Source organism: Bacteroides sp. AF25-38AC (assembly GCF_003602995.1).
GTDB classification, from domain to species: Bacteria; Bacteroidota; Bacteroidia; order Bacteroidales; family Bacteroidaceae; genus Bacteroides; species Bacteroides uniformis.
This window is the reverse complement of the sequence record NZ_QTMD01000042.1, coordinates 1-24,172: the sequence shown is the minus strand read 5'-3', so window position 1 is coordinate 24,172 and position 24,172 is coordinate 1. Positions and strand designations below refer to the sequence as shown.

The window sequence follows — 24,172 nt, the reverse complement described above, 5'->3', positions numbered from 1 at the left end:
TACATTTTAACGATTTACAATTTACAAATTAACCTAAAACAGCGAGCACATCGCTTTGACGCATGATGAGGTACTTGGTTCCTTCAACTTCCAGTTCAGTACCGGCATACTTGCCATACAGCACTGTGTCACCAACCTTCAACACCATTTCTTCGTCTTTTGTTCCGTTGCCTACTGCAATAACTTCACCTTTCAAAGGTTTCTCTTTCGCTGTATCAGGAATAATGATACCGCCAATTGTCTTTTCTTCTGCAGGTGCAGGGAGTATCAGCACTCTGTCTGCTAATGGTTTAATGTTCATAATCTTTTTGTTTTATATGTTATACATTTGTTATAATGGTAATTTTGCTTTAAACAAGCGATAAACAACTTACGAAAACCGTGCCAAACGAACAAGCTGATTGTTTGGCAGACAAAGGCTGACAAAATGGCAAAGTATACAACAATATTTGCTATCTTTGCAGCCTCAAAAATGATTTGACTTATGAACGCAATATGGATAGTCCTCCCCATTCTTACCTTATTGATGTTTGAACTGGGACTGACATTACAAACCGAAGACTTTAAACTGTTCCGCAAACGCCCCCGCCCCATTATTGCCGGGCTGGCAGGCCAAATCATCCTACTGCCGATGCTGGCATTTGCTTTAGGACATGTCTTCCAGCTCGAACCTCTGTTCTTTATCGGCATCATACTCATAGCCTGCTCGCCAGGCGGCAGCTCATCCAACATCTTCTCCATGATAGCCAAAGGAGACGTAGCATTGTCCGTGTCACTGACGGCATGTAGCAGCATTATTACGCTGTTCACTATCCCCGTGATTATGGAATTCGCCACACACTTTGTAGACAGCAATCTGGACATAGATATCCATCTCCCCGTAGGCAGCCTTATCATGCAGAACCTGGTTCTGATGTTTCTTCCCATTGTAGCCGGCATATTCACGAAGCGCTACCGTCCGCAAATGGCAGAAAGGATTCATAAGATATTGTCCAAGACAGCCTTTCCCGCACTTATCCTGCTGGCAACCATCTTCTTCATACAGCACCATGCTACCATCACCGGCCAATTCGGCAAACTGGGCCTCTGCATCTCCATTCTTATCCTGCTGGCTATGGGAGGCGGCGTAGTGCTATCGAAGTCCATGCGCCTCAACCGGAAAGAACAACGTACACTCATTATAGAAATCGGTATGCAGAATGCCGCACAAGCAATTGCTGTTGCCAGTAGTCCGTTTGTATTCAACAATGACATTATTGCAATACCTGCCATTATCTACGCACTGGTAATGAATGTTATTCTGCTGATTTATGTGGGAGTGGTGAAGCGGCAAAGATAATCTTCCAACCGGTATCTCCCCTTCTTCTGTGTCGCTTTTCCATACTGTATCACTTTCCGGGGGCAAAAATGCAAACAAGCCATACAATGAATGCACTGCTTTCCCCACACCGGATGCCCATCCACCAACCGGATATTACCTACCGGACAAGATTTGCCGCATATTCCGCAAGAGATACAGCCTTCATCTACATGGAAACTCCTTGTACCAATGACAAAACGGACAAACAAAGGATTCACGACATACGTTTTCAGCCAGGCAGCACTGCCCTCATGCACATTCCAGACCCTCTTCCGTGCAATGACATCTTCGGCAATCGAAGCGACAGCATGCCGTGCGTTCTCTATCTTCTTACGGCAAAGCGCCCCATCGTCCAAATTGAACATCGGTACGTAGGTATTGGGCATTGCAACAGACCAGGCAGCATCCAACGGAAAATGTTCCGCCAGGCGGTTCATTCCCTTTCCCATATCGTCCCCGCATGTACACACGGCATAACGGTAACAGCAGTCCGGCAACCGGAGCTGCGACAAAAAATCAATCAAGACACGGGGTGCATACCATGAGTGTACCGGAAAAACAATACCCAGTCTGTCAGCTGTCGACAGCCCTGCGGGTATCGAGCCTTGCTTAAGGCAATCAACAATGCTGACGGCAGTATCATGCATAGCCTCTGCAAGCAATTCTGCAATCCAGCGTGAGTTTCCGGTTGCGGTAAAATAAAGTATCATCGGCAATATGTTTTGCCGACAAAGGTAGTGATTTGACTTGAATTCCTTCTATTCCAGCAGCTCTTCTATGGAATAATTTTCCCAGAACGCTTTTGTAGAATGTACCAATGAACTGCCCATATAGAGCAGGAACAATGCCGCTATGACAATCATCAGGAAACTGACGAGGGCATTGTGTTTTTCTTGCTTAAGCTCAACAGAAACCATAAGAACCTCCTTTTTTGTCAGTACAAAGATAAATGCAGGATGTTTCATTTTTCCTACGCCACTATTACAAATACCTATATTTGTGCCATAAATATACAAAAAAAGGAGCAATTTTGTGCTCCTTTTTAAATGTATTTCAGTTTTTATTATTTCAGTTCGCTAACCAGCTCTTGGGGAGTGACCATTTTCTGCTCTCCGGTCTCCATGTTTTTCAATGTCACCTTACCTTCATTCATTTCATTCTCACCCACCAGGGCCACAAACGGGATGGCTTTGGAGTTCGCATACCCCATCTGTTTCTTCATCTTGCTTGCATCGGGGAAAATCTCGGCACGGATGCCTGCCGCACGCACTTCAGTCAATACATTCATTGAGAATGCGGCCTCTTTCTCACCAAAGTTGATAAACAGTAACTGAGTACCGTTCACCGCTTCTTTCGGATAAAGGTCAAGCTGGTTCAGCACATCAAAGATACGGTCTGCACCGAACGAGATACCGACACCACTGACACCGGACATACCGAATACACCCGTCAAGTTGTCATAGCGTCCTCCACCAGTAATACTGCCGATTTGCACATCCAGCGCCTTTACTTCGAAGATGGCACCGGTATAGTAATTCAAGCCACGGGCCAATGTCAAATCCAGCTCGATTTCGTTCTTCAAGCCAAGGTTCTTTAAGGTGGAAAGGATAAATTCACTTTCCTCCACGCCCTTCAGTCCGGTCTCGCTGACAGCAAGAACTTCCTTCAGAGTCGCAAGTTTCTCTTCATTACTTCCGCTCAACAAAATGATAGGTTGCAGTTTGGCGATAGCCTCGTCACTGATGCCTTTCTCTTTCAACTCGGCATTGACATTGTCCAGACCTATCTTATCCAACTTATCAATGGCCACAGTAATATCAACAATCTTGTCAGACTCACCGATGATTTCGGCAATGCCACTCAATACCTTACGGTTGTTAATCTTGATACAAACACGGATGCCGAAGCGGGTAAATACCGTATCGACAATTTGCATCAGCTCCACCTCATTCAGCAAGGAATCACTGCCTACCACATCGGCATCGCACTGATAGAACTCACGATAGCGTCCTTTTTGCGGACGGTCGGCGCGCCACACGGGCTGTATCTGATAACGTTTGAAAGGAAAAGTTATTTCATCGCGGTGCATCACCACGTAGCGGGCAAAAGGTACTGTGAGGTCATAGCGCAAACCTTTCTCGCAAAACTTGCAGGCAAGTCTCGGAGCATTACGGCTCAACAGTTCTTCATCTGTCAGTCCGGAAAAGTAATCACCGGAGTTCTGTATCTTGAACAAAAGCTTGTCGCCTTCCTCACCATACTTCCCCATCAAGGTAGAAAGCATTTCCATCGAGGGCGTTTCTATCTGCTGAAAACCATAGAGATGATACACCTCACGAATCGTATTGAATATATAGTTACGCTTCGCCATTTCTACGGGCGAGAAGTCACGGGTTCCTTTCGGAATACTTGGTTTTGCTGCCATAATCAGTTCAATTATTTTAAAAATCGGACGACAAAGTTACAGTATTTTATTGATTAAGAAAAGAGAATGTTTACCTTTGTATCATTACCGTCGCATAAAAACGACCAAAACAAACTTCAAACTTACACATTTATGAAAGAGAGACTGATTTTATTCTGCATGTTGTTGCTATGCGGCATCGGTGTTAGCCGGGCACAATCCGGCAACGCCAAAGACTTCGACCAAAAAGAAGAAGCCATCGTACAAAAGCTGCAACAAGCCGTCAATGAGAAAAACTATAAAGAAGCCGAAAAGAACGGTAAGGCTTTGATAACTCTGTTCAAAGAACAAGACGAGAACACTCAGAAAAAGTACAGCTGGCTCATACAGTCCTATTACTACAATTTAGCCTGCTTCCAATCCTTGTTAAAGAAAAAAGGTGAAGCCATCAAAAATTTAGAACTGGCCTACGACAATGGATTTCAAGATTACAACCACATGATGAATGATACCGACTTAGACAACCTGCGCAGCGATAAACGGTTCAAGGCAGTGCTTGCCAAAGTGAAGAAAGTGGGTGACTACCTCGACATACTTCAAAAAACACCGGGATACACCCACAATGAGCGCCCTGATACACTCCCCCGCTTCGAACACATCAATCCCAACAACAAGTATTTAGTAGAGGTACGCCAATACTTCAAGTTAGACAGTGTGGCAGGCGCAGGCGACGAATTATCGAAAATAAAGAACATACTTACTTATATACACAATACCATAAAACATGACGGAAACCATGAAAGTCCGGCAGGCAGCAACATCATAAAATGGGCAGAAGCTTGCAAAGGCGGTGCGCGAGGTCTGCATTGCGGAGGTCTTGCCCATGTACTGAAGGATTGTTATCTGTCCATGGGATTTAAGGCACGCCACATCAGCGGATTACCCAAAAAATACATTGGTGAATGCCATTCCATTAACGTAGTTTATTCCAATACCTTGGATAAATGGATATGGGTAGACCCCACCAACAATGCCTGGGTGATGGATGAAAACGGCATCATGCTAAGCGTGCAAGAAGTGCGCGAACGTCTGCGAGACGGTCGTCCGGTAATCCTAAATGAAGAAGCCAACTGGAATAACCAGCAGAAGATTACCAAAGAATATTATTTAGACAGCTATATGGCCAAGAATCTCTATAGCATAAAAGCAGACGATGTACTGCTTTGCCCCTCAGACCCTAATGCAGAAAACTTCTTCCAAGCCAAGTACGTGGTCAATGACGATGCCTGGTTCTGGCAGTCGCCCTATCAAGAATAAAAAAACAGATGATGCATCCGGCAGAGACACATCATCTATTTAATGTAAACAGACCATCTGTTTCGGGTGAACAGATGGTCTGTTTTTTATGTCTGCATCATGTGTTTAATCTCTGCGTCCCATGAATATCATGATATAATAAATCAGGGTAGCAAGCGAACCGAGAGCAGCCACTACATACGTATAGGCAGCCGAGCGGAGTGCATCTTCCGCTTGCGCATGATTATATGAATTCGTAATGCCGGAATTGCTAAGCCATACCAGCGCACGCTTACTTGCATTGATTTCCACCGGCAAGGTGATGAAGCTGAATAAAGTTGTCAATGCAAACAGTATAATGCCCGCCAGCAACAGTTGCGGAAAGGAGTTCAGCATCAAGATACCTGCCAGCAGCAACCACGTCATCCACTGTGAGGCAAAAGAGACTACCGGCACCAGTTTGCTGCGCATTGTCAACGGAGCGTATGCGCGTGCATGCTGCACGGCGTGACCACATTCGTGGGCTGCAACGGCAGCAGCCATGATGCTGTTACTGCTATAAACACTCTCACTCAGGTTTACTGTCTTATTGGCAGGATTATAATGGTCGGTCAGATGTCCGGGAGTATGCGTCACGGTCACATCGTAGATGCCATTGTCGTGCAGCATCTTCAAAGCAACGTCCGCTCCCGTCATTCCGTTGCCGGTAGGGATTTTAGAGTACTTCTTGAACTTGTTCTGAAGATTCATCTGTACCAGCCAACTGACGACGGCAATACCGATAAAAATAATCCATTGCATTCCTATCATTCCTGTTCCCATAATTTTCTTTCTTTAAATTGTGAATAAATCAGTCGTTTCTTATTGTATAACAAATAGTCTGCCAAAAATAAAAGGAAACGGTGAGCAATGCCAGCGTTTCCTTTATCTTTTAGGAAGAATTAAAGATTTCTGATTTATAATTTATTTTTCAATCTCCACCTCTATCACTTTATCAATATCCGTCGGAACCTCCGGCAAGTAGAGCATCACCCCTCCTTCACACTTACGGAACTTCACTGGAAGACGGTCGGCATACCCCACTGCCTTCCTCACTTTCTTGCCTTCCAACGGCAGGAAGAGAGCCTTATCCTGCAATTCGAGAATATGCACGTATAATTTATTTTCTCTTTGTGTAGTGACTCCCCAAGGATGCGGAGCAATGCAGCCGCCACGGGTTCCGTAGATGGTTTCACCGTATACCTTCATCCATTCCCCTACTTCTGCCAGACGCTCCAATGCAACAGCAGGCAGCTCACCGTCCGGCTGAGGACCGATATTCATCAGCAGATTGGCATCTTTACCCGCAGCCTTCACCAGGTAATGTATCAGCGTTTTGGTAGATTTATAATCCTGGTCCGTAATCTTATATCCCCACATTCCATTCATCGTCTCACAGGTTTCAAGGGGCAAGGCGCTGATATCCTGCCCGGAAAGGCCGGCACGGTTCTCTCCCGGCAGGTCGCGCTCGAATATCTGGATGTCCTCGCCGGCAAACGGTGCTTGATGATGGTTGTTCCCAACCAAGCAAGCCGGTTGCAGGCGGTGTATCATGGCATATTGCCCGGGCAGTTGCCAGTCAAAATCCGGATTCTGGTCCTGGTCCCACCAGCCATCAAACCAAATGGCACCTATTTTTCCATAATTGGTGAGCAACTCGGTCAGCTGGTTGTTCATGAATTTATAGTAGCTGTTCCAGTCGCCCTTCGGATTCGGTCGTCCCGTTCCACGTCCGGTGCGTCCCCACGGAGCATCTTCGCGATACCAGTCGATGTGCGAATAGTAGAGATGCAGACGAATACCTTGCTTGTGGCACTCGTCTGCCAATTCTTTCAGAATATCCCGCTTAAAAGGGGTAGCATCCACAATATTGTAATCGGAAAAGCGTGTGTGGAACATAGAAAAGCCATCGTGATGCCGGGATGTAAAGCAGATATACTTTGCCCCGGACGCCTTAATGGCTGACACCCATCTGGCAGCATCGAATTTGGCAGGATAGAAACCTCCCGCCAGTTTGGCATACTCCTTATAATTAAGGTTCTTGTTCGTCATGGTCCATTCTCCGGTAGCCAGCATACTGTATATCCCCCAATGCAGGAAGATACCGAAGCGATTGTCCCGAAACTCCTGACGGGATTTCAGGTTCTCCTCCGTCGGCTGGTAAGTCTGCGACTGTGCGGAGCACACAAGAAGAAACAACAGTAAAAAAGACAAAAGACGTGTTTTCATGGCAATAAATAAAAAAGGCACGGATTATCCGGACACCCACGGTTCTTCAGATGAAGCCGCGAAATCCGTGTAATCCGTGTCTAAGGTTATCTGTTTGTTTTATTATTCCTCTGTATACCGTTCGATGGTCTGCTCACGGTCCGGTCCCAGAGAAACAATCTTGATGGGCACACCAAGCTGTTCTTCCAGGAATGACAAATATGCATTGAATTCTTCCGGGAACTCATCTTCACTCTGCATCTTGGTCATATCCGTCTGCCAACCGGGTAGCTCTACATAAACCGGTTCAACAGTCTCATTGATATCGAACGGGAAGTAATCAATCTCTTCCTCATCCATCTTGTAAGCTACACAAGCCTTAATGGTTTCAAAAGAATCGAGCACATCGCTCTTCATCATAATCAGTTTGGTAACCCCGTCTACCATAATGGCATATTTCAATGCCACCAGGTCAATCCAGCCACAACGGCGCTTACGTCCTGTCACAGAACCGAACTCATGACCCAGCGTGCAAATCTGGTCACCGGTCTTGTCGAATAATTCCGTCGGGAACGGACCGGCACCTACACGCGTACAATAGGCCTTGAAAATACCATATACCTCACCAATCTTGTTGGGAGCAATACCCAGACCGGTACAAGCACCTGCACAGACCGTATTAGAAGAAGTGACAAACGGATAAGAACCGAAATCAATGTCCAGCATTGTCCCCTGCGCACCTTCGCACAATACAGACTTGCCGGCAGCCAGCAGATTGTTCATCTCGTGTTCGCTATCCACCAACTGGAATTGTTTCAAGTATTCGATACCTTCGAACCATGCCTTCTCCATTTCGGTAATGTCATACTCATAGTTCAAGCCTTTCAAGATTTGCTCATGACGGGCCTTGGCCGCTGCATACTTCTTGTCAAAGTCATGCAGAATGTCGCCTACACGCACACCGTTACGGCTGATTTTATCCGTGTAAGTCGGTCCGATGCCTTTTCCGGTCGTTCCTACCTTTGCATCGCCTTTGGCTGCTTCGTATGCAGCATCCAGTATGCGGTGAGTCGGCAGAATGAGGTGTGCTTTCTTGGAAATGTGCAAGCGTTCCTTCAAGTTATGGCCGGACGCTTCCAATGATTCGGCTTCCGCTTTGAAGAGAGCCGGGTCAAGCACCACTCCGTTACCGATGATATTCACCTTGTCTCCCTGGAATATTCCAGACGGAATGGAACGGAGCACATACTTCTGCCCTTCAAACTCGAGTGTATGTCCGGCATTCGGTCCGCCCTGGAAACGAGCTACGACATCGTATCTCGGAGTTAACACATCAACGACTTTGCCTTTGCCTTCGTCGCCCCATTGTAATCCTAATAATACGTCTACTTTCATTTTTCTTTTTTATGGTTATTATTCTTTTTCTTCCGTTTATTGGCCCGGTCACACTTGCTGCACAACCCATACATATATAAGGAATAGTGCGTAAGATTAAAACGGCTCAGTTTGGTATTCTCAATGGCATGTTGCAACTCCTCGTTCTGAAACTCGGTCACCTTTCCGCACTGGGTGCATATCTGGTGATGGTGCGTATCGCGATTATAAGATTTTTCGTATTGGGAAGAGTTGCCGAACTGATGCTTGATGACCAGACGAGCATTTATAAGCAAAATGATGGTATTGTAAAGCGTTGCACGGCTGACGCGGAAGTTCTCCTGGTCGGCCATCAGTGAATAGAGCGTGTCGATATCAAAATGACCGTCTATGGAGTAAATGGTGTCAAGTATAGCATAACGTTCGGGAGTCTTCCGATGCCCGTTCGCATTCAGATATTCAGTGAATATCTGCCTAACTGTATCTTTCACATTCTGACTTTCCATTTGACGGCGCAGTTTTACAGCCAACAAAGTTAATCCTTTTTTGTGGAAAGCAAACGAGAAAGAGATAAAAATTGCGATAAGGGAAATATTCCCTTACCGCATCAGTCTCTATAACCATAGAACTAATCTAACAAACCTCCTCTTTTACAAGATTGTATAGTAATTGTTCTACATCAGAAGAAGAATTGTCCATACCCTCCACTCTGCGGCAAACTTGAAAAGAATTTTCCTCATTTTGCTGCATAAAGCGGCGGATAGCAGTCATGGCTGCATTGCGTACATGATAGGAGCCCGACAAAAAAGCCGTTATTGCCTGGTCGAGGAACTCATTTTCAACCCGTTCGTTCATATCCCCTTTCTTCATCAATAGACGGGCTATGGTGAGGAAGCCGCAAACCTGCGTGTATTCGTCCTCGCTTGCAATCCAATGGAAGGACTTGGCAGGCGCATAAGGAAGATGTTGGAATAAATTCATGCAGGTAAGTTCTGCAATCTCGATATTACGGATATCTTCCACCCAGATATCGGCTATCTCGGGCAGGAAACTCTCTACCGGCTGTAAAAGTCCCGCCAATATTTTGCACTCTCTGATATCTTCTTTCCACAAAGCTTGAGCCAGAGAGTGGTCCTTCTCGTAACCGGCAGCAATACCCTTGATACGGGGCAACTCCACGCCAAAGTTCAGCTTATATACCAGCCCTTTCTCACGCATACTTTGGGACACAGCCCCGTTCATTGAGAGACGGAGCTGTGTCTTTATATCTTTCAGCCGCTGATGCAGCTGCTCTTTAGTATCTATCATAGTTCATCATTTATTGACAGAAGACAATGTAGAATAGTCTTTGCTATAACGCAACATCTGTTCCGCATAACCTTCATCATAAGTCACTGTCACATCTGTTATAGTACCGTCGGCATCCGTCACCACTTCATACTTGGGATTGACGAACCCCTTATACGGCGCAAGATTCAGCTTCTTGTAGCGTTCCAGCACTTCGGCATGCAAAGCGGGATCGACTTTCACGGCATAGGCTTCCACCAAATCATGGGCACCGGCATAGTCACCGGTGGACTTGATACGCTGTATCTCGGCAAGCAACCGGCCAAACAAGTCACGCACTTTCTCATAATCGTTTATCACGACGTACGTCTTCCCATCCTTCTTTACCAATTCCACAACCTTCTCCGCCGCACCTTTCTCGTACACCCAGCGGGCTATGAGCTGACGGTTGCGCATATGGGCTTCTTCTACATTGTTACCCGGCTCGATACGTACAAGCTGTGTCATCAAACCATTCATCAGATAGGTGTAGTATTGAGCCTTATAAGCATCCGCACTTGGAGTAAGCCCCAGTTCCACCAGCTTCGGGTCGGCCACGTAGTAGAGTCCGAACAAGTCGGCGCGCGCTTCTTCGATAGTAGAACCATATGCCTTCAACGCATCCGGGTCCACACCCGGGAGCAATTTACCGGAACCATGTCCCAAACATTCATGCAGGTCAGTATGCAGTTCATCTGTCACATCTGCGTACTTATCAATCAGTTGAAGCTCTGCATCACTGTACACAAACTCCTCATTGAACCCGTTGCCATGAGCTGCCTTATTATAAGCATCTGTAATGTTACCGATTGTAACGGATTTCGAACCATGATGGCTACGTATCCAGTTGGCATTGGGCAGGTTGATGCCGATAGCAGTTGCAGGATACAAGTCACCGGCCAGAATAGCCGCCGTGATTACCTTGGCAGACACCCCTTTCACTTTCTCCTTCTTGAATTGTCCGTCTACCGGCGAATGGTCCTCAAACCACTGTGCATTGCCGCTTATCAACTCTGTACGCTGGGTAGCTTCCAAATCTTTAAAATTCACCAGAGATTCCCAGCTTGCCTTCATGCCGAGCGGGTCACCATAACTTTCGGTAAAACCGTTCACAAAGTCAATGCGTGAGTTCAAATCCTTCACCCACAAAATGGCATATTCATCGAATGTCTTCAAATCGCCGGTTTCATAGAATTCCATCAGTTTGGCTATCACCGCCTTCTGCTCGGGAGTCTCGGCAACTCCTTCCGCCTTCTTCAGCCAGTAGACAATCTTTTCAAGTGCCTGTCCATACAAGCCCCCCACTTTCCATACTTTCTCCTGAATCTTGCCATCCTCTTTCACCAAACGGCTATTCAAACCATAGGAAACGGGAGTTTCATCCTGCGGATTCTTCAAGGCATTATAGAAATCTTCGGCCTCCTGCTGCGTCACGCCATCGTAATAATTGCATGCGGAAGTCAAAACCAAATCTTCACCGGCAGCTTGGTTCACCCGTTTGGGCATCACCGTGGGGTCGAAAATAACGGGGAACACTTCCTCGCACAGTTGTTCCACAGTCTGTCCTTCGGCAAGCGGCAACGTAGCTGCATCCACACTCTGTACAGCCTGCCTGAAGAATTCGGGAGTAAATCCCGGAACGAACTTTTCGCTACCATAGTGATGATGAATGCCGTTAGAGAACCATACCCGCTTGAGGTACACTTCCATAGCCTTGAAATCAGGAGTATTCTTATCTCCCTTATAGCCGGTATAAACAGCTTCCAGCATCCGGCGAATCGTCAGGTTATACTTGCCATTCTGGTCGAAAAGAATGTCTCTGCCCTGCAAAGCCGCTTCCGTCAAATAATAAACCAATTCTTTTTGTTTGAGGGACAAATCCTCAAAACCTGGTACGCGGTAACGTAAAATCTGTAAATCTGCAAATTGTTCCACTGTATAGTCAAATTTTTCTGCCTCAGCAGTTGTTTTCGGATTTCCACCACAAGCCGTCAATAGAGAAAGGGCAGTCACCATAGAAATTAGTTGTTTCTTCATGTGTCGGGAGTATATAGATTGGTATTAAAAAAGAAGAAAAGGAAGTATCCCGAAACAATTGTTCCGGAATATTTCCTTTTTATTCATTCAGTCATACAGAATTATTTCTTCTTAGCTTCTTTTTCTGCGTGTCTTTTACGATATCCATTAGGAGTCTCACCTACATTTTTATAGAAAGCAGCATAAAAAGACTGACGGTTTGCAAAGCCGACCATCGTACTGATCTCCTCTACATTCTTGTCAGCATATCTTTTGTCTGTCAACAAATGCTGCGCTTCTTTTACTCTATATTCATTCAGCAGGCAAGAATAGTTCATGCCGAAGCGTGAATTCACCACTGCAGACAAATAGCGAGTATTGGTCTGCAATTCTTTCGCCAAATCCTTAGCGGAATAATCAGCATCTCTGTACTTCTTTTGTACAACAACGATATTCAATATCTTGTCATACAACTCATCTGCCAATTCCGGCCTTATCAAAGAACGGTAGGCAGCATCCTTTTCTTTCTTTTCGCGCAGGTTGTAAGGACGTTTCTTCGTTCCTTTTTCCTGGGCATTGTTTTCTAAATCACTCATTGAATTAACTGGTTAGGGTTGTTTAAAATCGGAAAAGCCAAAGGGTTAGCCCCTTAGACTTTACAAAAGTCAGACATTTTTTTTTAATACACAACTTTTCCCGTATATATTTTTGATAAATAAACAACGAAAAAGGTTGAAAAGTAGGTCAATTCAGCCATTAATAAGAAACTTTAACCTTTTGCAGAAACTCATATGATACAAAATCTTGATGACTTTCCATTTGTAGTATATGCAATAATTAGTGTACCTTTGCCGGAAGAAATCCATACTGCCAGATTATGCTACAAACGCTCAAGACATATTTCGGTTACGACAGTTTCCGCCCCTTACAAGAAGACATCATACGCCATCTGATGGACCGTAAAGACGCATTGGTACTGATGCCTACGGGAGGTGGAAAATCCATCTGCTACCAACTTCCCGCCCTATTGAGTGAAGGCACGGCGGTAGTGGTTTCTCCGCTCATTTCCTTGATGAAGGACCAAGTGGAAACGCTCTGTGCAAACGGTATCGCGGCCGGTGCACTGAACAGCAATAATGATGAAACAGAGAATGCTTCCCTACGACGTGCATGCATGGAAGGCAAGCTGAAACTGCTATATATTTCTCCTGAAAAATTATTGGCGGAAGCCAACTATCTGTTAAGGGATATGCATATTTCCCTTTTCGCCATTGATGAAGCTCACTGCATCTCACAATGGGGACACGATTTCCGTCCGGAATATACACAGATGGGCATCCTTCACCAACTGTTTCCCCAGGTTCCCATCATTGCACTTACTGCCACAGCCGATAAAATAACCCGTGAAGATATTATTAAACAGCTACACCTCAACCAACCGAGAATTTTCATTTCATCTTTCGACCGTCCCAACCTGAGTCTCACCGTAAAAAGAGGTTACCAGCAGAAGGAAAAAAGCAAAGCCATCCTCGACTTCATCGCCCGCCATCCGGGAGAGAGCGGCATCATTTATTGCATGAGCCGCAGCAAGGCTGAAACAGTGGCACAAATGCTTCAAAAACAAGGGATAAAGTCGGCGGTCTATCATGCAGGACTGTCGCCGGCACGAAGAGATGAAGCACAAGACGACTTCATCAATGACCGCGTGCAAGTGGTATGCGCCACCATTGCCTTTGGAATGGGAATTGACAAAAGCAATGTGCGCTGGGTAATTCATTACAATTTGCCCAAAAGCATTGAAAGTTTCTATCAGGAAATAGGACGTGCCGGACGAGACGGAATGCCCAGTGACACCCTTTTGTTCTATTCACTGGCCGACCTCATTCTGCTCACTAAATTCGCAACAGACAGCGGGCAACAAAGCATCAACCTGGAAAAGCTGCAACGTATGCAGCAATATGCGGAAGCAGATATCTGCCGCCGTCGCATTCTGTTAAGTTATTTCGGTGAAAATACGACCTGCGACTGTGGAAACTGTGATGTATGCAAAAATCCCCCCGAACGTTTCGATGGTACAATAATCGTACAAAAGGCACTTAGTGCAATCGCGCGTTCCGAGCAGCAGATAGGGACCGGTATTTTAGTGGACATCCTCCGAGGAAACATGAGTTCTGAAGTTACAGAAAGAGGATACCATCGCCTTAAGACCTTTGGAGCCGGGCGTGAAGTACCTGTCAGAGATTGGCATGACTACCTGCTGCAAATGTTGCAACTCGGCTATTTCGAAATAGCCTACAATGAAAACAACCATCTGAAAATTACTCAAAGCGGAACAGATGTCTTGTTTGGCAGAGCACGCGCCCTGCTTGTCACCATCCGCCGCGAGGAAGCTGTACAAGCTACAAGAGGCCGTAAACGCAAGGCTACAGTTCCAACCAAAGAATTGCCATTGGGATTGCCCAATACAGAAAGTGGGGAACTTTTCGAAGCTCTCCGCACTCTCCGCAAACGCCTTGCCGACCAGGAAGCACTTCCTGCCTATATCGTACTGTCCGACAAAGTGCTCCACCTACTCAGCGCCTCCCGCCCCACTACCATAGAAGAATTTGGTAATATCAGCGGTATCGGTGAATATAAAAAGAAGAAATACGGAAAAGAGTTTGTGGAACTGATACGGAAATACAGTTAAATATTATTTACACTGCAACAGCAAATCCCTGAGGTCGCCTTGCGGCACACCAAGTGAAATGGCCTTTTCGAAGTCACGTTTTGCCAACTCCTTTTTCTTTTGAGAAAGGTAAATTTGCCCCCGTATCAAGTAGGCTTCTGTCTGCGAAGCATCCAGCTTGATGGCTTCTTCCAAGTCCATCATGGCCAGGTCCACATGTTTCATATCCTGCTCTACACCCGCACGTGCTACGTAAAGTACGGCATATTGCTGGGTAGTCAGCCGGGTAGCTTCTCCTCCTTTTTCTGCAATCATGGCATTCAATATCGAAAGCGCCGCTTCATATTTGCCCTCCTTCTGCTCCAGTGTAGCCAACCCCAGACGGCCATTGTAACTCTGGGGGGCAAGTTTCAGCAGACGTTCATAATCAGACTTTGCAAAATTATAGTTGCGCTGCCGCATATAGATATAGGCACGCATCAGCAAGGCTTCCTGATTATCGCTCTCTATATCCAGCACCAAAGAATAGTCTATCCGGGCCAAGTCATCCTTTCCCAACTCTAGATAAAGAGCGGCACGATTCATCAGGGCGGGTATGGCACGCGGAGCAATGTTCAATGCCAGCGTATACGAGTCAAGAGCCTGCTCATACCGGTGCTGCCGACGTTGTATCGTACCCAAGTTGGAGAACAGCAAAGCGTTATGAGGATTGGCGGGCTCCATTTTCAAAGCTTGTTCAATGTATTTTTCGGCCAATGACAAGCTGTCTTGCTCCGTGGCTGCAACCGCACGTTCGCTCAGTTCCTGATAGGTTTGTGAAAAGGCAGGGAACATCGTGGCTCCACACAAGAAGAAAGAAAAAATAAGTTTCTTCATATAATAGTTCAGTATTTATTCCAAAGGATAGGTATCGAAAGCGAACAGTTCTGTTGACAAATAGCGTTCCCCCGTATCGGGCAGTAGGGCAACAATCATTTTATCCGCAAATTCAGGGCGTTCGGCCAGCAACCGTGCCGCATATACCGCCGCACCGGATGAGATGCCCGCCAGCAAGCCTTCCGTAGAAGCCAGCTCTCGTCCTCCACGAATGGCCTCGTCATCGGGCACCGGAATAATCTCGTCTACTACAGAAGCATCATAAATGGAAGGAATAAAATTGGCCCCAATCCCCTGGATGCGGTGCGGTGCGTCTTCCCCTCCTTCCAGAACCGGAGAGGAGGCCGGTTCTACAGCCACAACATAGACATCCGGATTATGTTTCTTCAAGGCACGCGCCACTCCACAGACCGTACCGCCCGTACCCACACCGGCAACAAAAACAGTCACTTTACCATCCGTGTCCGTCCAGATTTCTTCCCCCGTAGTATGTTCATGAGCCTTGGCATTGGAGGGATTCTCAAACTGCTGCAGAATAACCGCACCGGGTATCGCATCCCGCAGTTCTTTCGCTTTGGCAATGGAGCCGGCCATACCTGTCAGCCCGTCGGTCAGTACAATCTCCGCACCCAAGGCTTTCAACAGATTACGGCGTTCCACACTCATGGTCTCCGGCATGGTCAATATCAAATGATATCCCTTGATGGTTGCCACCATCGCCAGTCCCACGCCGGTATTGCCACTGGTAGGTTCAATAATCGTGGCTCCGGGTTTCAAAGCCCCACGTGCCTCGGCATCCTCAATCATGGCAAATGCCACACGGTCCTTCACGCTTCCCGCCGGATTAAAAGATTCCAGCTTAGCCACAATATTTCTTTTCAATCCGTATTTACGGCTGTATTCAGCCAATTCCATCAAAGGAGTATGCCCAATCAACTCCGTCAGGTTCTTTGCAATTTTCGCCATAATCTCACTGTCTAATACATTCTTCCCGTACACACTTATGTAACATGGATATGCTGACAAAGATATGGAAATTCCAAGAAATAAACCGTGCGGGAAAGGAAAGATTATACTGCCATCTATCAAAGCTTAACACGAATAAAGAGGATGAAAGGATATGAAACGATTGAAGAAGGCAGGATGAGGAGGAAGAACCATATCTGACAATCAGCGACTTCCCACTGCAAAGATGGTGCATGCTTTTTGCAGTAGTACAGCAAACGAGCTGCAGCGTTACTGCAAATAGGTTTGCAGTGGTACTGCAACTGCTTTGCAGCGCAACTGTAACAGCTTTGCAGTGACACTGCAAAAGGTTTGCAGAACTTTGCAGTGAGAAGTTACTGATGAACAGAACGGTAATGAGACACTGTTATCAAGACTTCTTAAGATAGTCTACAATCCACGCGCCCACTTCCTTGGTACCGTATTTGTCGCCACCTTCTACTTGAATCTCCGGTGTACGTACATTCGCATCGAGTGAAGCATCAACTGCCTTACGAATCAACGCCCCCTCCTCTTTCAGGTCGAAGTATTCGAAAAGCATGGCTACAGACAAAATTTGCGCCAGCGGATTGGCTATATTCAAGCCTTTCGCCTGCGGCCAGGAACCATGGATAGGTTCGAATACCGGCGTGCTCTCTCCCGTAGAAGCAGAAGGCAGCAATCCCATAGAGCCACTGATGCAGGAACCCTCGTCCGTCAAAATATCACCAAACGTATTTTCCGTAACCATTACGTCAAAGAATTTCGGCTCTTGAATCATCTTCATGGCGGCGTTGTCCACAAACATATAGTCGGTTGTCACCTCGGGGTACTGCGGTGCCATCTCCTGGGCAATCTGTCTCCAAAGACGGGAAGAGGCAAGCACATTGGCTTTATCCACCACCGTAAGATGTTTACTGCGTTTCATGGCATATTCAAATCCGACTTTCAGGATACGCTCAATCTCAGGACGGGTATACATGTTCGTATCATACGCCTTGTCATTGTCCTGGTATTTCTCACCGAAGTACATGCCACCGGTCAGTTCGCGGATGCAAAGGAAATCGGCACCATCCACCAGTTCCGCACGAAGGGGAGACTTATGGAGCAGACATTTGAAGGTCTGCACGGGACGGATGTTGGCAAATAGTCCCAGTTTCTTGCGCATAGCCAGCAAGCCCTGCTCGGGACGCACTTTGGCAGTAGGGTCATTGTCGAATTTCGGGTCACCTACGGCAGAGAACAATACAGCATCCGCATTTTTACAAGCCTCATAAGTGGCTTCGGGAAACGGGTCACCCACCTTGTCTATCGCGTCTGCACCGCAGATGGCATATTCATAGTTCACTTTATGTCCGAACTTCTCACACACGGCAGTCATCACATCCACGCCTACGGTAGAGATTTCGGGGCCGATACCGTCACCGGCCAACACTGCAATTTTAAAATCCATTGTTTTCTTTATTATTTAAAAGTTCATCTATCTTCTTTTTGTTTGCAAGATTCTTGCGGCGATACCGATCACCCCACACAAAACCTGCTGTCAATATAAGGGTATTGATGGCTGACATAAGATACTCGTCCGCATCCAACTCGCCGCTCCACCAACGCAGAAAGAGGTTGAAAGCAAAAAGCAAGCCTGCATACAACGCATAGCATACATAAGGACGCCTCTCAAAAAACGATTTCTTTTTCTCCATGAGATCCATTTTTTATGATTCGTATTCGTCTTCTATGATATTCAGCATCTTCACCGTCGCCTTGATGGCCGCTTCCGTCTGGTCTGCGTCCAATCCGCGTGTACGGAATATCGTATCTTCAAAACTCCAGGTAATAACCGTCTGCACAAAGGCATCGGTACGCCCACCGGGAGGAATGGTCACGGCATAGTTCGTCAGCATCGGGAACTTACGACCCAGTGTCACTTTATATATCTTGCGCAAGGCGCGCACAAAAGCATCATACTGGCCATCTCCACTGGAACTTTCCTCATATTCCTTTCCGTTAATTTCTATCTTCAACGTAGCCATCGGCTTCAATCCATACGCCAGATTCACAATATAGCTCTTAAGGCTGACGCGTTCTTCTGCCATTCCGTGCTTCAGTACGTCCGAAACGATATAGGGCAGGTCTTCTTGCGTCACCAGCTCTTTCTTGTCGCCCAACTCAATGATGCGTTCGGTCACTTTGCGCATGGCATCTTCATCCAGTTGTAACCCCAAGTCCTCCAGATTCTTCCGGATATTGGCTTTACCGCTGTTCTTGCCCAGGGCATACTCTCGCTTGCGACCAAAGCGTTCGGGCAGGAGGTCGTTGCAGTAGAGGTTACTTTTATTGTCACCGTCGGCATGGACGCCTGCCACTTGGGTAAATACATTCTCGCCAACAATCGGTTTATTGGCGGGAATGACGATGCCCGAGTAGGACTCCACCACACGGCTTACGTCGTTCAGGCGGCTTTCGTCAATGTTGGTAATGGCATTGAAGTGGTCTTTCAGGATAGCCTGCACACTGGCAAGCGGAGCATTGCCGGCGCGTTCGCCCAGGCCGTTAATGGTAGTATGCAGTCCCTTGCAACCGCTAAGTACGGCGGCAAGCACATTGCTCACGGCAAGGTCATAGTCATTGTGGGCATGGAAGTCAAAATGGGCATGCGGATAGCGTTTCACCATCTTGCGCATGAACTCGATGACCTGCAGCGGGTTCAATACGCCCAACGTGTCAGGCAACATATAGCGGCGGATATTGGTCTGCTCCAAGGCGTCCATCAGACGGAACACATATTCCGGAGAATCTTTCATGCCGTTGCTCCAGTCTTCCAGATAGACATTCACTACCATATCCTGCTCGTTGGCGTAATCCACTACGGACAGAATATCCTCGATATGCTCTTCGGGAGTCTTCTTCAACTGGTAGGTGCAATGCTTCAGCGAGCCTTTGCACAGCAGATTGATGACACGGCAACCGGTCGCATGTATCCAGTCCACCGACGTGTGGCCATCTACAAAGCCAAGCACTTCTACTCTTGGCAACAGATTACGGCGTGCCGCCCAGTCACAAATCATTTTTACGGCATCAAACTCTCCTTCGGATACCCGCGCAGAAGCCACCTCCACCCGGTCTACCTTCAATTCCTCCAGTAACAAACGGGCAATCATCAGCTTCTCATGGGGCACAAAGGAGACTCCGCTGGTCTGTTCACCGTCGCGGAGCGTAGTGTCCATGATTTCTATCTTCGGATGATTATGCTTCATTTTTATTCTCCCAAGCTTCTATCTTATCTTTATTCTCAACCAGAAAATCGATGTCATCCAAGCCATTCATCAGGCAATGTTTCTTGTAGGCATTGATTTCAAAATGTTCGATCTTGCCCGTAGCTTTGTTGGTGATGGTCTGTTCGGGCAGATTCACTTCCACTTCCATCTTCGGATTGGCAGAGATAGAGTCGAACAACTCTTTCAGGAACGGCTCACTTACCACCACCGGAAGCACAAAGTTGTTCAGTTCATTGTTCTTGTGTATATCGGCAAAGAAACTCGATACCACCACGCGGAAACCGTAACCGGCAATGGCCCATGCAGCATGCTCACGGCTGGAACCGGAACCGAAGTTCTTTCCCGCCACCAGAATCTGTCCACCGTAAGTGGGATTGTTCAAAACAAAGTCCTTGTTCAGAGAACCGTCCGGATGATAGCGCCAATCGCGGAATAAATTATCTCCGAAGAACTTTTCCTCACGGGTAGTAGCTTTCAGAAAACGTGCAGGGATTATCTGGTCTGTATCCACATTCTCTAATGGAAGAGGCACACAAGTACTGGTTATTATATCAAATTTTGTCTTCATCTTTGTATTTACGATTTACAATTTACGATTGAAAATACTCTTGATTTACCTTTGTTGAACGATGTTTGATTTACGAAGTAATTTTAATCGTAAATCGTCCAATCGTACATCAAATCAGCGTTCTCGGGTCAGTAATTACTCCAGTCACTGCCGCTGCTGCAGCTACAAGCGGGCTGGCAAGCAGTGTTCGGGAACCCGGTCCCTGGCGTCCTTCAAAATTACGGTTACTGGTAGACACTGCATACTTTCCGGCAGGCACCTTATCGTCGTTCATTGCCAGGCAAGCAGAACAACCCGGTTGGCGAATGGCAAAACCGGCCTCTTCCAAAATCTTGTCCAGTCCCTCTTCGCGAATCTGTGCATCTACCATCCAGGAGCCCGGAACCAGCCATACCACTACATTCTCGGCTTTCCGACGGCCTTTCACAATGGAGGCAAATGCACGGAAATCCTCAATGCGTCCATTGGTGCAGGCACCCAAAAACACATAGTCAACCTTCTTACCCAGCAAAGGTTCTCCCGGTTGGAAACCCATATAGCTAATAGACTTCATGAAAGAGGTCCGGGCAGCTTCTCCCATGCCTTCGGTAGTAGGAATATGTTGTGTGATACCCATACCCATGCCCGGGTTGGTACCGTATGTAATCATCGGTTCAATATCTTCGGCAGCAAAACGGACTTCCTTGTCGAACACTGCATCCTCATCACTCTTCAATGTTTTCCAATAGGCCAATGCCTTGTCCCATGCCTCACCCTTCGGAGCATATTCGCGTCCTTTGATGTACTCGAAAGTGGTCTCATCCGGAGCAACCATACCGCCGCGGGCACCCATCTCTATACTCAGATTGCACAAGGTCAGACGGCCTTCCATAGTCAGACCACGCACAGCTTCTCCGGCATATTCCACGAAATATCCCGTAGCGCCGCTGGTCGTCATCTTCGACATCATATACAATGCTACATCTTTTGCCGTCACTCTCTTGCCAAGTTTGCCGTCGACAGTGATGCGCATTGTCTTAGGACGGGTCTGAAGGATACATTGCGAGGCCATTACCATTTCCACCTCACTCGTACCGATACCGAAAGCCACTGCTCCCATCGCCCCGTGGGTGGAAGTATGCGAGTCACCGCAGACAATGGTCATGCCAGGCAGGGTCAGCCCGCGTTCCGGACCTACTACATGGATAATTCCGTTCTTCTTGTCCATCATGCCGAAATGGGCCAATCCAAACTCTTCCGCATTCTTGGCCAGTGTATCTACCTGAGTCTTTGAAACCGGGTCTTCAATCGGCTTGTCCTGGTCATGCGTCGGCGTGTTATGGTCGGGCATACAGAAAATCTTTTCCGGACGGAAACACTTGATTCCACGTTCGCGCAATCCTGAAAAGGCTTGCGGGCTGGTTACTTCATGACAATAAAGCCGGTCAATATAAAGCTGTGTGGGACCGTCTTCCACTTTCTGTACCACATGGGCATCCCAGATTTTATCAAATAATGTATTCATCTCTTTATGTACAATTTAGCTATTTACAATTTACGATTAAAATCACATCTTGAACTTATTGATACAGTCGATGTACGCTTCCACTGATGCCGCGATAATATCCGTATTGGCACCGAACCCATAATAAATATGATTATCGTATTCCACCTGCATATGTACCTTACCCATATCGTCGCTACCCTTGCTGATAGCCTGGATAGTGAATTCCTTCAATGTCATATGGCGGTCAATAATCTTCTTCAAAGCCTTGATAGCAGCGTCTACCGGACCGTTTCCACTGGCGGCGGCTTCAAACTTCTCGCCAGAGATGTTCAATCCCAAGCTGGCAACCGAACGAACCCCCACCCCACTGGTCACCTGAAGATATTCCAGTTTGATACGGTGGTTCTGCGTACGGTTTGCCCCTGCCAATACCAGAATATCATCATCGTTGATATCCTTCTTCTTATCGGCAAGTTTCAAGAACTCTTCATACACTTTGTCCAACTTCTCCTGATCCAGTTGTACTCCCAATATCGACAAACGATTCTTCAAGGCTGCACGTCCGCTACGGGCTGTCAATACGATGGAATTATCATCAATACCCACATCATGCGGGTCAATGATTTCGTAAGTCTGTACATTCTTCAACACACCATCCTGGTGAATACCCGACGAATGGGCAAAAGCATTGCGACCTACAATAGCCTTGTTGGGCTGCACCGGCATGTTCATCAGACTGGACACCATACGGCTGGTTGGATAAATCTTCTGTGTATTGATGTTGGTCTCGATTTCTATGTCCTTGTGACATTTGATAATCATCGCCACTTCCTCAAGAGAAGTATTGCCGGCACGTTCACCAATACCATTGATGGTTACCTCCACCTGGCGGGCACCATTCAGTACGCCAGCCATTGTATTGGCAGTAGCCATGCCCAAGTCATTGTGGCAATGAGTAGAAATAATGGCATTATGAATACCGTTGACATGTTCCATCAGATATCTTATCTTCGCGCCATACTCATCAGGCAAGCAATACCCCGTTGTATCGGGAATATTCACCACAGTCGCACCTGCCTTGATAACAGCTTCTACCACCCGTGCCAAATATTCATTATCCGTTCGGCCTGCATCTTCGGCATAGAACTCTACATCATCCACATACTTACGTGCATACTTTACGGCAGCCACTGCACGCTCTATTATTTCCTCGCGATTGGAATTAAATTTATATTTAATGTGCGAGTCAGATGTACCGATACCAGTATGGATACGTTTATGCTTGGCAAACTGCAAAGCCTCTGCCGCCACATCAATATCTTTCTGTACGGCACGTGTCAAGGCACAGATGGTGGGCCATGTCACAGCTTTTGATATCTCAATGACCGAATTGAAATCTCCCGGACTTGAAATCGGAAATCCGGCTTCAATCACGTCCACCCCCAGGGCTTCCAGTTGTCTGGCTACCTGAATCTTTTCCACTGTATTCAATTGGCATCCCGGAACCTGCTCGCCATCGCGGAGCGTTGTGTCGAAAATAAATAATTTGTCACTCATTGCTTTATTGTATTTAATTTATGTTCCATAAAAAAAGCCTTTCACACTTGGAAGTGAGAAAGGCTTCATATATCATTGCATCTTACATATATATTCACGCACAGCACTCACTTCCACTAAACTTTGCCAGTAGAATAATAATACCACACAGTAGAATATATGTAAAGTTCTGAATCATCTTCTTTTTTGTTTTGACGTTGCAAAGGTAGATATTATTTCGTACCACACAAACAAATTCGTTACTTTTTTCCGATAAAAAATATCATTTTATAAGTTTGTATTTATTTATCGCTGAAATATATCACAAAAAAAGGCGTACCTCAAGGTACGCCTTTCCTTATTCTTCAGTTCAATACAAGTTCTGAATTACTTCTTCTCACAAGGTTTGTCACACTTGGCACCATCACATGCAGCCTTAGGACACGCTGCTGAATCAGCAGCCTGGCAACATGCCTTTGCAGAGTCACATACTTGTTCTGTTTTTGCAGCACAGCAAGAATCTGCCTCAGTTGCATTAGAATCTGCAGCCTTTTTGTTGCCACAAGATGTCACTGCGAAAGAAAACGCTACCGCAACGGCAGCCAATAAAACTTTAGTCTTCATACTTTCAATTTGCTTTAAACGTTGATATAAAATTAGTTCGGCGCAAATATAAGAAAAGTTTATGAGACCGCCAAAAACGAACAAAGCCTCCGTATCCTTATCAGACACGGAGGCTTCTTCTGAAAACGGCGA

General features: G+C 46.5%; 23 protein-coding genes. 3 read left to right on the top strand and 20 right to left on the bottom strand.

Translation table 11 applies throughout. The annotated features are described in order from the left end of the window. Positions 1-28: 28 nt before the first annotated feature. A complete protein-coding gene (locus DWY55_RS19795) occupies positions 29-301 on the bottom strand; it encodes a co-chaperone GroES (RefSeq protein WP_004290132.1) in 273 nt (90 codons plus the stop codon). Between the two features lie 183 nt (positions 302-484). Between DWY55_RS19795 and DWY55_RS19790 the strand changes: the two genes are divergently transcribed. Continuing rightward, positions 485-1,339: a bile acid:sodium symporter family protein gene (locus DWY55_RS19790; protein ID WP_005826236.1), complete on the top strand. Its 855-nt coding sequence runs from the start codon at positions 485-487 to the stop codon at positions 1,337-1,339. Here DWY55_RS19790 and DWY55_RS19785 read toward each other — a convergent pair. From DWY55_RS19785 to hisS, 3 genes are all read right to left on the bottom strand, one after another. Further along, positions 1,309-2,070 (bottom strand): EFR1 family ferrodoxin, encoded by a 762-nt coding sequence (locus DWY55_RS19785; RefSeq protein WP_005826233.1) that lies wholly within the window; start codon positions 2,068-2,070, stop codon positions 1,309-1,311. The two genes, DWY55_RS19790 and DWY55_RS19785, sit on opposite strands and share 31 nt — an antisense overlap. Positions 2,071-2,118: 48 nt before the next feature. Beyond that, positions 2,119-2,277, bottom strand: a complete 159-nt coding sequence (locus DWY55_RS22105) for a hypothetical protein (RefSeq protein ID WP_008663974.1) — start codon at positions 2,275-2,277, stop codon at positions 2,119-2,121. A gap of 146 nt (positions 2,278-2,423) precedes the next feature. Beyond that, on the bottom strand, positions 2,424-3,785 hold the full coding sequence (gene hisS / locus DWY55_RS19775; protein ID WP_005826229.1) for a histidine--tRNA ligase: 1,362 nt from the start codon (positions 3,783-3,785) through the stop codon (positions 2,424-2,426). A gap of 132 nt (positions 3,786-3,917) precedes the next feature. Between hisS and DWY55_RS19770 the strand changes: the two genes are divergently transcribed. After that, positions 3,918-5,081 carry a TPR end-of-group domain-containing protein gene (locus DWY55_RS19770; RefSeq protein ID WP_034525490.1) on the top strand — a complete coding sequence of 388 codons (1,164 nt, stop codon included), beginning with the start codon at positions 3,918-3,920 and terminating at the stop codon, positions 5,079-5,081. Positions 5,082-5,186: 105 nt separating this feature from the next. Here the strand turns inward: DWY55_RS19770 and DWY55_RS19765 are convergent, their stop codons facing one another. The 7 genes from DWY55_RS19765 to DWY55_RS19735 all read right to left on the bottom strand — a co-directional run bounded on the left by DWY55_RS19765 (position 5,187) and on the right by DWY55_RS19735 (position 12,619). Then, positions 5,187-5,882, bottom strand: a complete 696-nt coding sequence (locus DWY55_RS19765; RefSeq protein ID WP_005826222.1) for a zinc metallopeptidase — start codon at positions 5,880-5,882, stop codon at positions 5,187-5,189. Positions 5,883-6,023: 141 nt separating this feature from the next. After that, positions 6,024-7,328: an alpha-L-fucosidase gene (locus DWY55_RS19760; RefSeq protein ID WP_005826218.1), complete on the bottom strand. Its 1,305-nt coding sequence runs from the start codon at positions 7,326-7,328 to the stop codon at positions 6,024-6,026. 102 nt (positions 7,329-7,430) lie between these two features. After that, on the bottom strand, positions 7,431-8,702 hold the full coding sequence (locus DWY55_RS19755; RefSeq protein ID WP_005826216.1) for an adenylosuccinate synthase: 1,272 nt from the start codon (positions 8,700-8,702) through the stop codon (positions 7,431-7,433). Next, positions 8,699-9,187: a Fur family transcriptional regulator gene (locus tag DWY55_RS19750; RefSeq protein WP_005835580.1), complete on the bottom strand. Its 489-nt coding sequence runs from the start codon at positions 9,185-9,187 to the stop codon at positions 8,699-8,701. The genes DWY55_RS19755 and DWY55_RS19750 overlap by 4 nt, the downstream gene beginning before the upstream one ends. Before the next feature lie 127 nt (positions 9,188-9,314). Continuing rightward, positions 9,315-9,989: a DNA alkylation repair protein gene (locus DWY55_RS19745; RefSeq protein WP_005835579.1), complete on the bottom strand. Its 675-nt coding sequence runs from the start codon at positions 9,987-9,989 to the stop codon at positions 9,315-9,317. A gap of 6 nt (positions 9,990-9,995) precedes the next feature. After that, positions 9,996-12,044 carry a dipeptidyl-peptidase 3 family protein gene (locus tag DWY55_RS19740; RefSeq protein WP_034523115.1) on the bottom strand — a complete coding sequence of 683 codons (2,049 nt, stop codon included), beginning with the start codon at positions 12,042-12,044 and terminating at the stop codon, positions 9,996-9,998. Positions 12,045-12,145: 101 nt separating this feature from the next. Beyond that, complete coding sequence (locus DWY55_RS19735) at positions 12,146-12,619, bottom strand: helix-turn-helix domain-containing protein (protein ID WP_005826207.1); 474 nt, start codon at positions 12,617-12,619, stop codon at positions 12,146-12,148. A 281-nt stretch (positions 12,620-12,900) separates the two neighbouring features. On the opposite strand from DWY55_RS19735, the gene recQ reads away from it, so the two are divergent. After that, on the top strand, positions 12,901-14,712 hold the full coding sequence (recQ, locus tag DWY55_RS19730) for a DNA helicase RecQ (RefSeq protein ID WP_005835573.1): 1,812 nt from the start codon (positions 12,901-12,903) through the stop codon (positions 14,710-14,712). A 3-nt stretch (positions 14,713-14,715) separates the two neighbouring features. On the opposite strand, the gene DWY55_RS19725 is transcribed toward recQ, so the two are convergent. The 9 genes from DWY55_RS19725 to DWY55_RS19685 form a co-directional block, all read right to left on the bottom strand. Next, complete coding sequence (locus DWY55_RS19725; protein WP_005826199.1) at positions 14,716-15,567, bottom strand: tetratricopeptide repeat protein; 852 nt, start codon at positions 15,565-15,567, stop codon at positions 14,716-14,718. A 15-nt stretch (positions 15,568-15,582) separates the two neighbouring features. Next, positions 15,583-16,533 carry a cysteine synthase A gene (gene cysK / locus DWY55_RS19720; protein ID WP_034523114.1) on the bottom strand — a complete coding sequence of 317 codons (951 nt, stop codon included), beginning with the start codon at positions 16,531-16,533 and terminating at the stop codon, positions 15,583-15,585. A 409-nt stretch (positions 16,534-16,942) separates the two neighbouring features. Continuing rightward, positions 16,943-18,004 carry a 3-isopropylmalate dehydrogenase gene (gene leuB / locus DWY55_RS19715; RefSeq protein WP_005835570.1) on the bottom strand — a complete coding sequence of 354 codons (1,062 nt, stop codon included), beginning with the start codon at positions 18,002-18,004 and terminating at the stop codon, positions 16,943-16,945. After that, complete coding sequence (locus DWY55_RS19710; RefSeq protein WP_005835569.1) at positions 17,994-18,251, bottom strand: hypothetical protein; 258 nt, start codon at positions 18,249-18,251, stop codon at positions 17,994-17,996. The genes leuB and DWY55_RS19710 overlap by 11 nt, the downstream gene beginning before the upstream one ends. 12 nt (positions 18,252-18,263) lie before the next feature. Further along, the gene (locus DWY55_RS19705) at positions 18,264-19,805 is read right to left on the bottom strand and encodes an alpha-isopropylmalate synthase regulatory domain-containing protein (protein ID WP_005826194.1); all 1,542 of its coding nucleotides are present in this window, start codon (positions 19,803-19,805) and stop codon (positions 18,264-18,266) included. Further along, positions 19,795-20,394, bottom strand: coding sequence for a 3-isopropylmalate dehydratase small subunit (leuD, locus tag DWY55_RS19700; protein ID WP_005826193.1), 600 nt, complete (start codon positions 20,392-20,394; stop codon positions 19,795-19,797). The genes DWY55_RS19705 and leuD overlap by 11 nt, the downstream gene beginning before the upstream one ends. 109 nt (positions 20,395-20,503) lie before the next feature. Next, positions 20,504-21,898, bottom strand: coding sequence for a 3-isopropylmalate dehydratase large subunit (gene leuC, locus DWY55_RS19695; protein WP_120178290.1), 1,395 nt, complete (start codon positions 21,896-21,898; stop codon positions 20,504-20,506). A 42-nt stretch (positions 21,899-21,940) separates the two neighbouring features. Then, entirely contained in the window at positions 21,941-23,437 is a 1,497-nt protein-coding gene (locus tag DWY55_RS19690; RefSeq protein ID WP_005835565.1) for a 2-isopropylmalate synthase, read from the bottom strand. A 366-nt stretch (positions 23,438-23,803) separates the two neighbouring features. After that, on the bottom strand, positions 23,804-24,040 hold the full coding sequence (locus tag DWY55_RS19685) for a hypothetical protein (protein WP_034523359.1): 237 nt from the start codon (positions 24,038-24,040) through the stop codon (positions 23,804-23,806). Between the last annotated feature and the right edge of the window lie 132 nt (positions 24,041-24,172).

What these genes read in the sequence shown, in the direction of transcription:
- DWY55_RS19770 (WP_034525490.1), top strand. Translation starts at nt 3,918, where the DNA reads ATGAAAGAGAGACTGATTTTATTCTGCATGTTGTTGCTATGCGGCATC.
- DWY55_RS19685 (WP_034523359.1), bottom strand. Translation starts at nt 24,040, where the DNA reads ATGAAGACTAAAGTTTTATTGGCTGCCGTTGCGGTAGCGTTTTCTTTC.
- DWY55_RS19740 (WP_034523115.1), bottom strand. Translation starts at nt 12,044, where the DNA reads ATGAAGAAACAACTAATTTCTATGGTGACTGCCCTTTCTCTATTGACG.
- leuC (WP_120178290.1), bottom strand. Translation starts at nt 21,898, where the DNA reads ATGAATACATTATTTGATAAAATCTGGGATGCCCATGTGGTACAGAAA.
- DWY55_RS19735 (WP_005826207.1), bottom strand. Translation starts at nt 12,619, where the DNA reads ATGAGTGATTTAGAAAACAATGCCCAGGAAAAAGGAACGAAGAAACGT.
- hisS (WP_005826229.1), bottom strand. Translation starts at nt 3,785, where the DNA reads ATGGCAGCAAAACCAAGTATTCCGAAAGGAACCCGTGACTTCTCGCCC.
- recQ (WP_005835573.1), top strand. Translation starts at nt 12,901, where the DNA reads ATGCTACAAACGCTCAAGACATATTTCGGTTACGACAGTTTCCGCCCC.
- DWY55_RS19760 (WP_005826218.1), bottom strand. Translation starts at nt 7,328, where the DNA reads ATGAAAACACGTCTTTTGTCTTTTTTACTGTTGTTTCTTCTTGTGTGC.
- DWY55_RS19795 (WP_004290132.1), bottom strand. Translation starts at nt 301, where the DNA reads ATGAACATTAAACCATTAGCAGACAGAGTGCTGATACTCCCTGCACCT.
- DWY55_RS19755 (WP_005826216.1), bottom strand. Translation starts at nt 8,702, where the DNA reads ATGAAAGTAGACGTATTATTAGGATTACAATGGGGCGACGAAGGCAAA.
- DWY55_RS19765 (WP_005826222.1), bottom strand. Translation starts at nt 5,882, where the DNA reads ATGGGAACAGGAATGATAGGAATGCAATGGATTATTTTTATCGGTATT.
- leuB (WP_005835570.1), bottom strand. Translation starts at nt 18,004, where the DNA reads ATGGATTTTAAAATTGCAGTGTTGGCCGGTGACGGTATCGGCCCCGAA.
- DWY55_RS19710 (WP_005835569.1), bottom strand. Translation starts at nt 18,251, where the DNA reads ATGGAGAAAAAGAAATCGTTTTTTGAGAGGCGTCCTTATGTATGCTAT.
- DWY55_RS19750 (WP_005835580.1), bottom strand. Translation starts at nt 9,187, where the DNA reads ATGGAAAGTCAGAATGTGAAAGATACAGTTAGGCAGATATTCACTGAA.
- DWY55_RS19690 (WP_005835565.1), bottom strand. Translation starts at nt 23,437, where the DNA reads ATGAGTGACAAATTATTTATTTTCGACACAACGCTCCGCGATGGCGAG.
- DWY55_RS22105 (WP_008663974.1), bottom strand. Translation starts at nt 2,277, where the DNA reads ATGGTTTCTGTTGAGCTTAAGCAAGAAAAACACAATGCCCTCGTCAGT.
- DWY55_RS19705 (WP_005826194.1), bottom strand. Translation starts at nt 19,805, where the DNA reads ATGAAGCATAATCATCCGAAGATAGAAATCATGGACACTACGCTCCGC.
- DWY55_RS19745 (WP_005835579.1), bottom strand. Translation starts at nt 9,989, where the DNA reads ATGATAGATACTAAAGAGCAGCTGCATCAGCGGCTGAAAGATATAAAG.
- DWY55_RS19725 (WP_005826199.1), bottom strand. Translation starts at nt 15,567, where the DNA reads ATGAAGAAACTTATTTTTTCTTTCTTCTTGTGTGGAGCCACGATGTTC.
- DWY55_RS19790 (WP_005826236.1), top strand. Translation starts at nt 485, where the DNA reads ATGAACGCAATATGGATAGTCCTCCCCATTCTTACCTTATTGATGTTT.
- DWY55_RS19785 (WP_005826233.1), bottom strand. Translation starts at nt 2,070, where the DNA reads ATGATACTTTATTTTACCGCAACCGGAAACTCACGCTGGATTGCAGAA.
- leuD (WP_005826193.1), bottom strand. Translation starts at nt 20,394, where the DNA reads ATGAAGACAAAATTTGATATAATAACCAGTACTTGTGTGCCTCTTCCA.
- cysK (WP_034523114.1), bottom strand. Translation starts at nt 16,533, where the DNA reads ATGGCGAAAATTGCAAAGAACCTGACGGAGTTGATTGGGCATACTCCT.